General features: G+C 69.4%; 13 protein-coding genes. 6 read left to right on the forward strand and 7 right to left on the reverse strand.

The genetic code is table 11. The features are described from left to right. Positions 1–7: 7 nt before the first annotated feature. Genes J4573_RS38615 through J4573_RS38640 form a run of 6 tightly spaced genes read right to left on the reverse strand, consistent with a single transcriptional unit; the run spans position 8 to position 8,436 of the window. Positions 8–2,902 carry a DUF5682 family protein gene (locus tag J4573_RS38615; protein WP_208261069.1) on the reverse strand — a complete coding sequence of 965 codons (2,895 nt, stop codon included), beginning with the start codon at positions 2,900–2,902 and terminating at the stop codon, positions 8–10. Further along, entirely contained in the window at positions 2,899–4,074 is a 1,176-nt protein-coding gene (locus J4573_RS38620; RefSeq protein ID WP_208261070.1) for an ATP-binding protein, read from the reverse strand. Before J4573_RS38620 ends, J4573_RS38615 begins: the two co-directional genes overlap by 4 nt. Before the next feature lie 51 nt (positions 4,075–4,125). Then, positions 4,126–5,436: a VWA domain-containing protein gene (locus J4573_RS38625; protein WP_208261071.1), complete on the reverse strand. Its 1,311-nt coding sequence runs from the start codon at positions 5,434–5,436 to the stop codon at positions 4,126–4,128. Beyond that, positions 5,433–6,827, reverse strand: coding sequence for a hypothetical protein (locus tag J4573_RS38630; protein ID WP_208261072.1), 1,395 nt, complete (start codon positions 6,825–6,827; stop codon positions 5,433–5,435). The genes J4573_RS38625 and J4573_RS38630 overlap by 4 nt, the downstream gene beginning before the upstream one ends. Continuing rightward, positions 6,827–7,309, reverse strand: coding sequence for a hypothetical protein (locus J4573_RS38635; protein ID WP_208261073.1), 483 nt, complete (start codon positions 7,307–7,309; stop codon positions 6,827–6,829). The genes J4573_RS38630 and J4573_RS38635 overlap by 1 nt, the downstream gene beginning before the upstream one ends. A 41-nt stretch (positions 7,310–7,350) precedes the next feature. Further along, positions 7,351–8,436: an epoxide hydrolase family protein gene (locus J4573_RS38640; RefSeq protein ID WP_208261074.1), complete on the reverse strand. Its 1,086-nt coding sequence runs from the start codon at positions 8,434–8,436 to the stop codon at positions 7,351–7,353. Positions 8,437–8,563: 127 nt separating this feature from the next. Between J4573_RS38640 and J4573_RS38645 the strand changes: the two genes are divergently transcribed. Genes J4573_RS38645 through J4573_RS38665 form a run of 5 tightly spaced genes read left to right on the forward strand, consistent with a single transcriptional unit; the run spans position 8,564 to position 12,089 of the window. Next, entirely contained in the window at positions 8,564–9,013 is a 450-nt protein-coding gene (locus tag J4573_RS38645) for a MarR family winged helix-turn-helix transcriptional regulator (RefSeq protein WP_307797249.1), read from the forward strand. Between the two features lie 35 nt (positions 9,014–9,048). Then, entirely contained in the window at positions 9,049–10,173 is a 1,125-nt protein-coding gene (locus tag J4573_RS38650) for a molybdopterin-dependent oxidoreductase (RefSeq protein WP_307797251.1), read from the forward strand. Continuing rightward, a complete protein-coding gene (locus J4573_RS38655) occupies positions 10,170–10,571 on the forward strand; it encodes a hypothetical protein (protein WP_208261075.1) in 402 nt (133 codons plus the stop codon). Before J4573_RS38650 ends, J4573_RS38655 begins: the two co-directional genes overlap by 4 nt. A gap of 28 nt (positions 10,572–10,599) precedes the next feature. Beyond that, entirely contained in the window at positions 10,600–11,034 is a 435-nt protein-coding gene (locus J4573_RS38660) for a nuclear transport factor 2 family protein (protein WP_208261076.1), read from the forward strand. Continuing rightward, complete coding sequence (locus tag J4573_RS38665; RefSeq protein WP_208261077.1) at positions 11,016–12,089, forward strand: hypothetical protein; 1,074 nt, start codon at positions 11,016–11,018, stop codon at positions 12,087–12,089. Before J4573_RS38660 ends, J4573_RS38665 begins: the two co-directional genes overlap by 19 nt. Positions 12,090–12,114: 25 nt before the next feature. On the opposite strand, the gene J4573_RS38670 is transcribed toward J4573_RS38665, so the two are convergent. Continuing rightward, the gene (locus J4573_RS38670; protein WP_208261078.1) at positions 12,115–12,360 is read right to left on the reverse strand and encodes a hypothetical protein; all 246 of its coding nucleotides are present in this window, start codon (positions 12,358–12,360) and stop codon (positions 12,115–12,117) included. A gap of 255 nt (positions 12,361–12,615) precedes the next feature. Between J4573_RS38670 and J4573_RS38675 the strand changes: the two genes are divergently transcribed. Further along, the coding region (locus J4573_RS38675) for a GntR family transcriptional regulator (RefSeq protein WP_243774237.1) at positions 12,616–13,375 on the forward strand (760 nt) is incomplete at its 3' end.

Consider the following 13,375-nt stretch of genomic DNA (forward strand, 5'->3'; position numbering starts at 1 on the left):
TGACCTATTACGGCCTCTGGTGCACGAGGTGCGCAACGGCGTGTGCGGCGGCGGGATGGCGATCGATCAACGCCGTGACCTCGGGCTGGCCGGATGCGGCCACGCCCTGGGCGGCCTCCGCGATCTCCTTCCACCCTGACTCCACACCGAGAAGGTCCGCCACCGCGTCGCAGGACGCCGGACGGCTCGCCAGCAGGTCCGCCACCGGTCCTCCCACGGCCGCCGCCATCCCATGCGCGGCCGCGCTTGCCCCCGTTCCAGAGCCGAGGCCCGAGCCGGAGCCAGAACCTGAGTCAGAGCCAGAACCCGAGCCGGACGCGGTCCAGGGCGGGGTCCAGGCGTCGAGGCCGGCCAGGTCGGCGGGGAACGTGCGGGCGGCCTCCCGTACGAGAACGGGCACCAGCTCCCGCGCGTGCTCGCGCAGCGTCGTGATCAGCTTGGGCAGCCACGGCAGCAGCACAGTGTCAGGAAGCCGGGCGAACGCCTTGGACATCGTCTCGACGACGAACGGCGCCAGCGCCGGGGCGGGCTCCAGCGCCTGCACGAAGCCGCTCAGGTACAGCGGGAACGCGGGGATGACGAGCGGGTTGTCCAGCAGCTCGTCCACCCGCGCCCGCAACTGGTCCCGCGTCATCAGGCCGAGCTGGGTCTTGGCCGCCCACAGCAGCGCGACCTTCGCGGGCGCCTCCGGATGCGACTGCTGAACGGCGAGCTCCAGCTGGGCGTGGTCGCAGCCGAGCGACAGCGCCAGGCTCTCCATGCTGAACAGGAACCCGAGCATCGCCGCGACCTGCCGTACGCCGGTGTCCTCGTCGACGAACGCGACCGGCAGCAGCGTGCAGTAGTGCGCGTAGCCCGCGGTGACGAACGACTCGCACCACCCTGGCAGCGCGGGCTCGGTGGCCCGGTAGTGCGCCAGCAGCCGCCGGATCCGCCGCAGCACCTCGGGGGCGTCGTCCACGGTCCGTTCGGCGGCCAGCAGCTCCACCGCCCGCGCGCCGAGCTCCTCGGTGAAGCGCCGCGAGCCCAGGAAGAGGATCGAGTCCTCGACGGCGGCGAGCGCGACGGCGGCGGTTGCCTTCGGGTCCCGGACGTCGCGGCGCAGCCGCTGCTCCAGGACCTGCTCGACCGTCACGCCCTCGTAGCCGAGCTCGACGAGCGACCGCTGGTTGCGGCCGATCGCCAGGTCCCAGCTCTCCTGGATCGAACGTTCGCCGAGCCGCCGCGAGCCCATGATCGGCCGTACGGCGTCGTGCGGCATGAGCCGCCGCAGGATCCACAGCAGGTCCGAGCACGGCACCAGCTCGGGCCTGGCCCGCAGGTCGAGCAGCGCCCGCTGGATCGTGCGCTTCTCCAGGTCGAGGCCGAGCGGCTCGAGCCGGTCGAGGACGTCGCGCGCCAGCGGCGGGAGCGACTCGTAGCCGACCTGGCCGACGCGGTCGCCGCCGAGCAGGATCTCGCACAGCCGCCGCACGTCGCGGCGCCCGGGCACGGTGTCCTTCTCGATGCAGGTGACCGCCGCGTCCTGGAAGTCGTACGGCGTCGGGCGGGCGCGGTCGCGCAGGTTCGCCAGCAGGATGGACGTCTCGAACACCGCGATCGCGTCGGCCGTGCTCGCCAGGTAGCCGTTGCGGCGCGCGAGCCGGACGATGTCGACGCACCAGCCGAGCAGCTCGGCCTCGTCGAGACCGTCGAGTGCGGGCGGCTGCGACAGGAACCCCGACAGCCGGTCGGCGAGCTCTTCCTTGGGCTGAGTGCCGGCGGGCTTGAGAGCCTTGCGGGCGGAACGCTTGCGGCCGCCCTTCTGACCGTCGAGCTGGAACGGCGTGAGCTTGTCGCGGGCCACGGCCTTGGCCCAGGTCGCCGCCGCGATCGACACCGAGCCGGGAGCGAGGCCGAACTGCGCCTCGATCGCCGAGTGGCTGGACGGGATCAGGCCGTACTGCCAGCGGGTGGCTGTACGCGGCGTGATCTCGAACGGCGCGGCCGACAGGTCCGCGTCCAGGCCGAACTGCTCGACGCGGCTGGCGGCGTGGAACGCGCCGCAGACATAGAGGCAGTCGCGCGGGTCGGCGCCGGTCGCGGCCAGATGCTCGCGCATCCGCGTCCACATGTAGCGCTCGCGGTCCTCGTCGGTGCGGTGGCGGTCGCCCGCGCGCTCGGGGCGCAGCCGCCGGAAGAGGCTGCCGATCAGCACCATCACCTGGCGGTAGGTGTCGTAGTCGGCGCCCGACAGCGGCTGCTCGACGTACTGGTCCCACCACTCCGACCAGTGCCGCACCTTGCCGTGGTGGAGCAGGTGCTCCTCCAGCTCGGCGAAGCCCGGACGCAGGTCGCCGATCTCGATGCCGACCGCGTCGCCGTGCAGGCCCGCCTCATCATCGGCGGGCTCCTCAGGCTCTGCTTCGCCTTCCGCCTCCGCGCGAGCCTCCTCGCGCGGCTCCCATTGGAAGACGTGGTCGGTCGACCGGTCGACCAGCACGAGCTCGACGCCCGGGGTCTCCAGCGCGTACGCGATGGCCTGGTACTCGGCGGACGCCTCGGTGATCGGCGCGACCACGCTGAGCGGCGCCCACTCCTTGGGGAAGCCGTCGATGTCGGTGGCGAACGCCTGCACCGCCACCGGCAGCCGGCAGTTGCGCAACTCGCCGAGCAGCGGCGCGAGGTCCTCGCACAGCTCCAGATAGATCACCTTGGGCTGCTTGTCGCGCAGCCTGCGCACCATCGCCAGCGCGGACGCCGGGGAGTGGTGGCACACCGGGAAGATCTCGAGCTTCTCGTTCAGCGCCCGGTCCACGTCATCGACAAGGCCCGCCAGGATGCCGGGGACGGCGTCCGCACCGCCCGCGAACGTGGCGGCGGCGTCATGAAGCTGCTCGCGCAGCGCGTCGAATCCGGTCATGAGAGCGTGGCGATCGCCTCGCGGCCGCCCTCGAGGAACTCCTGCCAGGGCCCGCCCTCGTCCTTCTTGCTGCGCGGCTCGATCACGCCGTGCCAGAACTTGTTGAGGATGGCCAGGTCCTCGGGGCTGCGCCGGGCCAGCGACCCGACCATCGAGCTCGCCAGTGTCGCCGCGCGCAGCCGGGTGTCGCCGAAGAACTGGCTGTGCAGGATCGCGTCCTCCAGCACGCCGATCTGCTCGGCGGTCGACAGCGCCGACTCCAGCTTCTCGTCGTCGCTGGTCGCCGACGCGGCCGCGGCGCGCAGGTCGGCGAAGCTCTGCAGCAGGATGTCCAGCAGCGTGGGCGGCACGTCCAGCTCGATCTGATGGCGGCGCATCAGCTCGGTGGTGCGGAACCGGACGATCTCCGCCTCGCTCTTCTTGTTGGTCACCACCGGGATGCGGACGAAGTTGAACCGCCGCTTCAGCGCCGAGGACAGGTCGTTCACGCCGCGGTCGCGGCTGTTGGCGGTGGCGATGATCGAGAAGCCGGGCTGTGCGAAGACGATGTTGTCGTCGTCCAGCTCGGGGATCGAGACGTACTTCTCCGACAGGATCGAGATCAGCGCGTCCTGCACGTCGCTGGTCGAACGGGTGAGCTCCTCGAACCGGCCGATCACGCCGCCCTCCATCGCGGTCATGATCGGCGAGGGGATCATCGAGTCCCTGGACTGCCCCTTGGCGATCACCATCGAGACGTTCCAGGAGTACTTGATGTGGTCCTCGGTGGTGCCCGCGGTGCCCTGCACGACCAGGGTCGAGTTGCGGCTGATCGCGGCCGACAGCAGCTCGGCGAGCCAGCTCTTGCCGGTGCCCGGGTCGCCGATCAGCAGCAGCCCGCGGTCGGACGCCAGCGTCACGATGCTGCGTTCGACGAAGCTGCGGTCGCCGAACCACTTCTGCGGGATCTCGCGGTCGATGCCGTCGGCGCTCCCTGATCCCGACGAAGTCGGGCCGGGGGGTGTGGGGGGTCGTCCCCCCTTGGGAGAGGCCGACCCGAGCACGAACAGCCGGACCATCTTCGGGCTGAGCCGCCAGGAGAACGGCTTGGCCCCGTCGTCGATCGACTCCAGGTAGTCCAGCTCCTCGGCGTACTTCACCTCGGCCGGGGCGCGCAGCATCTCATCGGTCATGCGTCGAATCTCCTAAGAGTCCTGGAAGGTCGGGCGAGAGTCGGTCGAGGGTCAGGCGAGGAAGTTCTTGAGCTCGAAGACGAGCTTGCGGATGTGGCCCGAGATCACGGGCGTGCCCATGTCCTTGAAGCGCTGCCGGAACCACGGGTTGACGATCTGGGTGCCGGAGCTGGTGACCGAGCCGACCGGGATGAACTTCACCCCGGAGCGGTGCACGGCCTGGATGCCGTCCAGCAGCGGCTGCGAACGGTCGAACTCGTAGAAGTCGGAGATCCAGACCATCACCGTGTTCGCCGGATCGGAGATCTTGGGGCGGGCCATGTCCATCGCGATCGGCCCGTCGTTGCCACCGCCGAGCTTGGTGCGCAGCAGCACCTCGAACGGGTCGTTCACCCAGGGTGTGAGGTCGAGCGCGCGGGTGTCGTAGGCGATCAGGTGCACGTCGACCTTGGGCAGCCCGGCGAAGATGGACGCCAGGATCGTGCAGTTGACCATCGAGTCGACCATCGAGCCGGACTGGTCGACGACCACGATCAGGCGCGCGGGCGTCGTGCGCTTGGCGGTCTGCTTGTAGAAGAGCCGGTCGACGTAGAGCCGTTCGTCGTCGGGGCTCCAGTTGGTGAGGTTCTTCCAGATCGTGCGTTCGAGGTCGAGGTTGCGGAACACGCGCTTGGGCGGAACGGACCGATCGAGCGTCCCGGCGCTGGTCTGCTGTACCTGGGTGCGCAGCACCTCGGCGACCTCGTCGACGAACCGGCGGATCAGCGACTTGGCGTTGGCGAGCGCGACGCCCGACAGGTTGTGCTTGTCGCGGAGCAGCTGCTCGATGAGCGACATGCTCGGTGTGAGGCGGGCCGCGAGTTTCGGATCGGCCAGCACCTCGCGCAGCTGCATGCGGCCGACGAGGTCGCCCTCCAGGCCGGAGAGCGTCGCGTTCAGGTCCTGCGCGCCCTCCTCGCCGAGCGCCTGCTTCAGCCAGCCGGCGTCCTGCTGCCATTCGGCGAGCTGCGTCGCGGTCACGCTGCCCGAGCCGGTCGAGAAGACGTTCAGGAGGAGCTTGGAGACCAGCGCCGCGCGCCGCACCCGCTGGTGGGGGTCGTCGTCCGCGGGCGCCATGAGGTCCTTGAGCTCGGCCTCCAGCCAGGGATGGCGCTGAACGATGTTGTCCATGGAGACGCCGGGGTCGAGCAGCGCGGTCGGCAGGCCGAGATCGTCGACGACGGCGAAGCTCGCCGCCTCCAGCGAGTGCTGCTCGTCGGGGTCGAACATCCGTGCCAGCATCCGCCAGTAGAGGACCTGACGCCGGTTGTCGTCGGGGTTGATGGTGTCTTGGGGCTCGGTCGGCTCATCGGGGTCGGTCATTTGCGCAGCAACCGCCCCGCTCGTTCGCGCAGCACGGCGACCGCGTCGCCGGACTTGGCCTCGGCCTTGACCACCTTGGGGTCGGTCGGGCCCTCGGCCCAGTCGCCGTTGTGCGCCTCGACCGGCTTGCGCTTGACGATCGCCTGGACGGCGAGCGGCTGGAGCGACCAGGCGCCCGCGTCCCAGCGGATCAGGCCGATGCACGCCGTGGAGGCCGCGATCAGCTCAGGCGTGAGCGGCCCGCTCGTCGGAACGCGCTCGACGTCCACACCGATGGTGTTGCCGTCGAGCGTCAGTGTCGTTCCGTCGATCGCGTAGCCCTCCAGCAGCACGGGCTCGCCGATGCGCACCGGGTGGCGTTCGAGGGGCGGCACGGGCGCGGCGACGGCCGCGCCCAGCTGGATCCGGGCGGTGGCGAACGGGTCGGCGGGCTCACCCGCCTCGGCCTTGTCGTCCTGCCAGACAAGGTCGCCGGACGGCAGTAGCGGCATGCCGGTGAGCGTGAGGCTTCGACGTTCGGCCAGGGCGTTCAGCAGCACGGGGTAGGCGCTCAGCAGCCGCCAGACGGCCGGGCCGACGATGGTGTCGACCTTCGCCGCCGTGACGTTCGCGCGCACGAGGCGGGGCTCGGCCGACCCGTCCGCGGGCTCCAGAACGGCGTGGACCTGCGCCTGCACGGCCGTTCCGTGCTCGCGTACGTCGACACCCAGGACGAGCAGGCGACCGGAGACCGGCTCGGGCGTCGCCGCAGCGTGGCCGCCGCCCGGCTGCGAGAGCAGCGTGGCGCGCGCCCACAGGTCGGCCCAGCGCCGCGCCGGGACCTGCTTCATCGTCGAGATCGGCGAGGACGCGCGCAGCTCGGCGGCCAGGCCGTCCAGCAGCACGCCGAGCCGCCGCAGCGTCGGCTCGGCGAGCAGCGCCTCGATCGTCTGGTCGGCGGCCGACACCAGGTCGTGGTCGACGCCGCGCCAGCCGTTGATCGCCAGCTCCTGGAGCCAGGACCGGGCACCGGCGATCAGGTTGCTCGCGGTCTCGGCCGGGCCGGGCGGCTGCTCCCAGGGCGGCCTGGTGCGGCCGAGCGCGGTGTCGAAGCGTTCGAGCAGAGCGTCGTGGATCGCGCCCTGCAGCGCGGTGCGGGCGCCCGCGACGGCGGCCAGGTGCTCCTCGGTCACCGACCCGGCGGCGATCTTGTCGACCGCCTCCGCCGTGGCCGGGCCGAGCGGTGAGGCGGCGACGGCGCCGGCCAGCGCGGCGAGCGAGGCCGCGCGGTCGTCGCCGAGCCGGGCGAGACCGTGCACGAGCGCGTCGTCCACGCCGTCCAGCAGGTCCTGCGCCTCGGCCACGCCGGGGGATGGGTCGCCGAGGAGTTCGGCGAGCTGGATGCCGAGCATCAGAACCACTGCATCTCGGGGATCGGCTCCGTCGTGTCGGGGAGTTCGAGGTAGGCGAGGTGACGCAGGAAGCGGCTGAAGACGGCCGCGGCCGGGGCGGAGTCGCGCGAGCCGTTCAGCCGCCCGGCGAGGTCGCCGCCGCCGTCCTCGCCGAGCTCGACGCGCAGGTAGCGGGCGACGCGGTCCGCGCCGTACTGCAGCACGGCCTGGTCGACGAGCGCGTCGAGGTGCTTGCACATGTACGCGCCGCCGAGGCCGCCGCACGGGCGGTTGTTGTTGGTGCTGCAGTTGAAATCGTGGGAGCCCGCCGCGATGGACGAGACGTAGACCCGGGCGATGTCGGAACCGCTGGACACCACGCCCTGAAGCCGCCCGTCGGCCAGCTCCACGAAGGGGACTTTCGCGAGCTTGCGGGGCCGGACGGGCGGCACGACGCAGACCGTGCTCCGCGCTTCCGAAGGTCGCTCTGTCGAGGCGATCATGCTTCGAAAGTTATCGGTCGGGTCGGACAGTCAGCGGACGGTCAGTGGAGCTTCTCGAAGAAGGCCAGCACGTCCCGCGCGAAGGCCTCCGGGACCTCCATCGCGGCGAAGTGACCGCCCGCCTCGAACTCGCTCCAGTGCACGATGTCGAGCAGCTTCTCGGCGTACGGGCGGATCGACTGGGTGATGTCGTGCGGCAGGACGGCGATGCCGACCGGGACCTCGCATTGCGGCGGGCGCCCGCCGACACCGCTCTCCTTGGTCAGCCGCGCCGCCGACCCGGCGGTCGCCGTGAACCAGTAGATGCTGATGTCGGTGAGGATGCGGTCGTCGGTGATGCCCGAGTCCGGGTCGGTCCACTCGGTGAACTTCTCGGCGATCCAGGCGAGCTGCCCGACGGGGGAGTCGGTCAGCGAGTAGGAGATGGTCTGCGGCCGCTGACCCTGGAGGACCTGGTAGCCGGGCCGGTTGGCGACGAACGCACGGATCTTCTCCAGCCGCGCCTTGTCCGTCTCGTTCAGCTCGATGTCGACGCCGGGTGGGGGCGGGGTCGGCAGGTAGTTGAGGTGAACGCCGACGACGTGCTCGGGGTCGACCGCACCGAGGGCGCGCGCGACGCCCGCTCCCCAGTCGCCGCCCTGCGCGCCGTACCGCTCGTACCCGAGACGGCTCATCAGCACGGCCCAGGCACGGGCGACGCGGTTGACGTCCCAGCCCTTCTCGGTGGTCGGGCCGGAGAACGCGAAGCCCGGGATCGACGGGATGACCAGGTGGAAGTCGGCCGACAGCGGCTCGATCACGTCCAGGAACTCGATGAACGACCCCGGCCAGCCGTGCGTCAGGATCAGCGGCAGCGCGTCCGGGTTGCCAGAACGCACGTGAACGAAGTGGACGTTCTGCCCGTCGATCTCCGTCGTGAACTGCGGGTGCCGGTTGATCTCGGCCTCCTGGGCGCGCCAGTCGAAGCCCGTACCCCAGTACTCGGCCAGCTGCTTCACGCGCGCCAGCGGGATGCCGTACTCCCAGCCCGCGTCCGGCAGCTCTTCGGGCCAGCGGGTCCGGGCGAGGCGGTCGCGCAGGTCGTCGATGTCGGCCTGGGGGATCTCGACGCGGAACGGCTTGATCATGGTGAAGCTCCCTCATTCGTTGGTGTAGCCAACATTAACAACCGTTGGGTGAACCAACAAGTGTGAGATCGATCTCCTGTGCTAGTTTCGGCTGAGCAGTAACTTCTCTAGAGAAGAGGTATGGCGGGTGCGGTCCGACGCGAGCGAGGTCTTCCGGCGCTACCTGAGCGCGGTCCTGCTGCACGGGCAGGCCAGCGCCCGCGCCTGCGGGCTGGGCGCGACCGACCTGTACGCGCTCAACATCCTCGAACTCTCCGGCGCGATGACCCCGGGCGAACTCTCCACCCGCACCGGCCTCACGACCGGCCCCACCACCCGGCTCATCGACCGCCTGGAGGACGCCGGCTACGTCCGCCGCGTCCCCTCGCCCGACGACCGCCGCAAGGTGATCGTCGAGCCCGTCGCCCAGCCCGCCGGGCTCGACGAGGTCATGGCCCCCGCCAGGCGCCGCATCGGCGAGGTCATCGGTGGCTACACCGACGAGCAGCGCGAGGTCCTCTTCGACTATTTCGAACGCGCCGCGACCGCCTATCAGGAGGCCGCCGACGAGCTCGGATCCGACGTCACAACTCGGTAAGAGTCAGACCGCCCCCGCCGACTTACGCTCGCCGTGTGGCACTGGACCTGTCTTCGCGATTCACCAGCAAGCTCCATTCCGAGCGAGTGGCGGCGCAGCTCGGCATATGGCTCGGGATCAGCTTCACGATCGCCTTTGTGACGGGCCTCTTCAGCCATTTCATGCAGCATCCCCCGTCCTGGCTCCTGTGGCCGTCCCGCCCGGTCAACCTCTACCGCTTCACCCAGGGCCTGCACGTCATCGGCGGTATCGCCACGATCCCGCTACTCCTGGCCAAACTGTGGACGGTCTATCCCAGGCTGTGGCAATGGCCGCCGTTCCGTTCCATCGGCCACGCCACCGAACGCGGCCTCGTGGCGCTCCTGGTCGCCGGATCGCTCTTCCAGGTAGTCACCGGCGTGACCAACATCGCCTATTGGTACGTGTGGCCGTTCGTCTTCACCAATGCGCATTACTGGACCGCCTACATCCTGGTCGGCGCACTGATCATTCACGTGGCCAACGAATGGGCGAAGGTAAAACGCCACGCACTTCCCACCCGCGTCAGAATCCCACCGGAACCACCCGCCGACGCACGCTCCCGCCGCCGCTTCCTGACGACCGTGGCCGCCGCATCCGGAATCGCCGCGCTAGTCACCGTGGGCGAGACGTACAAACCCCTCTCCCGCTTGGCGCTCCTGGCCCCGCGCAACCCCGACAAGGGCCCGCAAGGCCTCCCCGTCAACCGTTCCGCCGCAGCCGCAGGCATCACCGTCAACGCCGACTACCGCCTCCTCATCACCGGCTCCGTCCGTAATCAGCTCTCGTTCACCTACGAAGACCTGCTCAAGCTCCCGCAGCACACCGTGCGCCTCCCGATCGCCTGCGTAGAAGGCTGGAGCTACGACGCCGAATGGACCGGCATCCGCCTCAAAGACCTGATGGCTCAAGCCGGAGTGCCCTCAGACGCGACACTCTCCGTCGAATCCCTGCAGCGCTACGGCGCGTACGGCGTCAGCGAGGTGAAACCGCCCCACTGGCACGACCCCCTCACCCTCCTAGCCATCAAGGTCAACGGCGAGACACTCCACCCCGACCACGGCTACCCGGTGCGCCTGATCGCGCCCAACCGCCCCGGCGTCATGCAGACCAAATGGGTGACCAAGGTGGTCGCGTCATGAAATGGCCCGCCTACTCCATCGGAGCCATGGCCATCGCCTACGGCGCCTACGGAATCGCCTCACAAGCAGACAAGACCCACCCGTTCTCCTACCTGCTCTGGCTGGCAGGCTCAGTAGCCCTACACGACGCCCTCATAGCCCCTGTCGTCCTACTCGCCGGTGCCCTGACAGGCCTGCTCAAAGAGTCATTCAGAACCCCCCTCCGCACAGCCCTGGCCCTGGCCGCCGTCACCACCCTCGTGACGCTCCCCACCCTCCTCGCCTTCGGCCGCCGCAAGGACAACCCGTCGATCCTGCCGCTGGACTACCCCCGCGGCCTCCTGATCGTGCTGGCCGTGATCGCCGCCACCACATTGATCGTCTCCGTCCTCTCGCGGCGCCGCGCCCGATCCGGATAGCTTTCGCCTAAAGGCGGAAGGGACCGAGATGATGTCAATGCAGGAGATCTCCGATCGGTTCGAGATCGGGGAAGTACTGGCCCGCTACGCGCTGGCCGTCGACACCGGCCGCTGGTCCCTGCTGGACAGCGTCTTCACCCCCAACGCGGTCCTGGACTACACCTCATCGGGCGGCGCCAAGGGCTCGCTCAACGAGCTCAAGGCCTGGCTGTCGGAGATCCTGCCCACCTGGCCCGGCCGCCAGCACCTGCTCGGTGCCATGATGATCGCCTTCGACGGCGACGAAGCGGGCGTCACGGTCTCCTACACCGACACCCTCGCCCCCTCCCGCGACGCCATCAAGGCCGACGCTCCGGGCCTGGTCCGCGGCGGCGGCTGGTACCACCACAGAATGGTCCGCACCCCCGCCGGCTGGCGCAGCCGCGACGTGGTCCTGGAACAGCTATGGCGCACGATGCAGTAGTGGTAGCCGAACTCAGCACCATCCCCGCCGAGGTCCTGGCCGCCAAGACCTACGACCTGATGACCCACCTCCGCGCCTTCGTAGAGACCCGCACCTACCTCACTGAGGCCATCACCACCAACCTCGCGGCCGTCCCCCTCCTGGACCGCGCCCGCACCGTAGCCAAAGCCCGCCGCACCGAACACACAACAGCCCTTGCCAGGCAAGACCCCCTGATCCGAGACCTGTGCCTCTCGCCCGTCGTGCGCCTCATCGACTGGCTATGGGACGACCTGGCATACGACCTGGACCGCCTCCTCAAAGAGGCCGCCCTAGACGAGGTCAAGAAAGCCGAAGAGCCCGCCGCCACCTCGCAACACCGGCGCCCCGAATCGCCGACACCGTCGGAGGACGATCCCTTCAGCCCAACCTCGTACGCCCAGTTCAAAGAGGTGATCGCCAGGGCCCTGAAGGCTCAAGAAGCCATCGACACCGCCCTGGACAAGACGATCGCCGCCGAGCACTCCGCCCGCCGCGAGACGTTCGAGACGCTAGAGCAGAAGATCGCCGCCCTGCTGGACGACGGCGAAATCATGGACCGCGCGATCGAGGAGCAGAACGAGCGGGCAAAAGACCTGCTCACAAGCCTGAACGATCTCCGCGAGCAAGCCACCGCCATTGCCACATCCCTGACCGAGCGAATCGGCAGCGGCCTGGTCATTCCGTGTGCAGAGCACGATCACTTCGTCACAGGCCGCGGCCTGGACCAAGCGCTCAGCACGACCCTGAAAACATTCCCCAGCCACGGCGACGAGACAGGCTTCATCTGGGGATTCGCCGAAGCCCTGCAACGAGGCGTCCCCAAGCACCCAGCCCCGATCCCCGCCGACTTGGGAGAACGCCTAGCCTCCTTCGTCCACTCGCTGTCGTCATGCCAGGGCCGCTGGTCCCGCTCCGCAGTCGGAGCCCTGCACGGCCCCTCACCTCGCGTAGCGGCCCTGTGCTTGGCCGCAGAAGCAGAAGAGACCGACAGGGCACTGGCCGCCGACCTACGCAGCCTCGCGGTCAGAGACTGAACGGCTGGCCAAACGATGAGGACGTTCACGGAGTTTGGAGTCCGGGACCCTCATCCGCACTCGCCCCCTGTCTCCGCAGCTCCTGAACACGGGCGGCAGCGCGCTGGATGATGTCGCCGAGCACTCGCAACTCGTCGGCTTCCTCGGGCTTCAGGCGCGACCCTTGCGAGATCGTGTTCGCCTGGTAGATGTCCATCGCTCGGTTGAACGCGGCCATCGCTTGCGCGAGGTTGTGCGTGTCCTCTGCCGACCGCCGGACGCTCTCGCCCATCACGGCCTCCCGAGTTTCACACCGATGAGCCGCCCGGAGTCCATGATCGTCACCACTCGAACTCGGCCCACATCGTCTGGCCGCCGACCACCCCGACATCGTGACCGACCTTGTCGGAGCACGCCTCCGCGAGCAGAAGCCCGCGCATTCCACAGGGCACCCCTAGAGTCATCAGTTCGCAACACTGGGTAAGCTGAGTACTCAGCTGCAACCTGTGCACTCAGCTTGTCAAGCTTGGGTACGAACCGTTCGTCAATGGCACCCGGAGTCACCGTGACCCAGCCCGCCTACCTGCGCATAGCCGATGATCTGCGCCGCCAGATCGTCGAAGGGCGGCTCGCCCCGGGGGCACGTGTACCCAGCCGTCACGCACTCGCCAGACAGCACGGCGTCTCAGACCGCGTCGCCGTCGAAGCCGTCCGGCTGCTCGTCTCCGAGGGCTACGTCGAATCCAGAAGCGGATCCGGTACCTACGTTCGCGAACGGCCATCCGTTCGGCGCCTTACCCGCTCCTGGTACCGCGAGAGCAGAGGGCGCGGCAGCTCGCCTTTTCGCGCCGACATGGAGGTTCAGGGCCGCGCGGGCAAATGGCGGTCGAGCTCCGAGACGGCCAAGGCCAGCCCTGCGATCGCGGAACGGCTCGGCATCGGCGAGGGCGACCCCGTCATGTGCACCCGGTACGTGTTCCTCGCAGACGAGCAGCCCGTCATGTCGTCCACGTCATGGGAGCCGCTGGAGCTGACCCGCGGCACCCCGATCATGTTCCCTGAGGACGGTCCGCACGCGGGCGCCGGCGTGGTCGCGCGTATGCGCGCGATCGGCGTCGACATCACCACCGCTGAGGAGATCGTCACCGCCCGGACGATCCTCGCCGCTGAGGCCGAGCTGCTCGACGAGCCGATCGGGTCGATCGTGCAGGTGATCCGGCGGACCTACCTGGGTGACCGTCCTGTCGAGACCGCGGACATCATCGTGCCCGTCGACCGCTACGAGGTCGCGTACGTCATCCCGGTCG

The organism is Actinomadura barringtoniae (genome assembly GCF_017573505.1).
Lineage (GTDB): Bacteria > Actinomycetota > Actinomycetes > Streptosporangiales > Streptosporangiaceae > Spirillospora > Spirillospora barringtoniae.

What these genes read in the sequence shown, in the direction of transcription:
- J4573_RS38655 (WP_208261075.1), top strand. Translation starts at nt 10,170, where the DNA reads ATGAAATGGCCCGCCTACTCCATCGGAGCCATGGCCATCGCCTACGGC.
- J4573_RS38670 (WP_208261078.1), bottom strand. Translation starts at nt 12,360, where the DNA reads ATGGGCGAGAGCGTCCGGCGGTCGGCAGAGGACACGCACAACCTCGCG.
- J4573_RS38625 (WP_208261071.1), bottom strand. Translation starts at nt 5,436, where the DNA reads ATGACCGACCCCGATGAGCCGACCGAGCCCCAAGACACCATCAACCCC.
- J4573_RS38635 (WP_208261073.1), bottom strand. Translation starts at nt 7,309, where the DNA reads ATGATCGCCTCGACAGAGCGACCTTCGGAAGCGCGGAGCACGGTCTGC.
- J4573_RS38620 (WP_208261070.1), bottom strand. Translation starts at nt 4,074, where the DNA reads ATGACCGATGAGATGCTGCGCGCCCCGGCCGAGGTGAAGTACGCCGAG.
- J4573_RS38615 (WP_208261069.1), bottom strand. Translation starts at nt 2,902, where the DNA reads ATGACCGGATTCGACGCGCTGCGCGAGCAGCTTCATGACGCCGCCGCC.
- J4573_RS38630 (WP_208261072.1), bottom strand. Translation starts at nt 6,827, where the DNA reads ATGCTCGGCATCCAGCTCGCCGAACTCCTCGGCGACCCATCCCCCGGC.
- J4573_RS38640 (WP_208261074.1), bottom strand. Translation starts at nt 8,436, where the DNA reads ATGATCAAGCCGTTCCGCGTCGAGATCCCCCAGGCCGACATCGACGAC.
- J4573_RS38660 (WP_208261076.1), top strand. Translation starts at nt 10,600, where the DNA reads ATGATGTCAATGCAGGAGATCTCCGATCGGTTCGAGATCGGGGAAGTA.
- J4573_RS38665 (WP_208261077.1), top strand. Translation starts at nt 11,016, where the DNA reads ATGGCGCACGATGCAGTAGTGGTAGCCGAACTCAGCACCATCCCCGCC.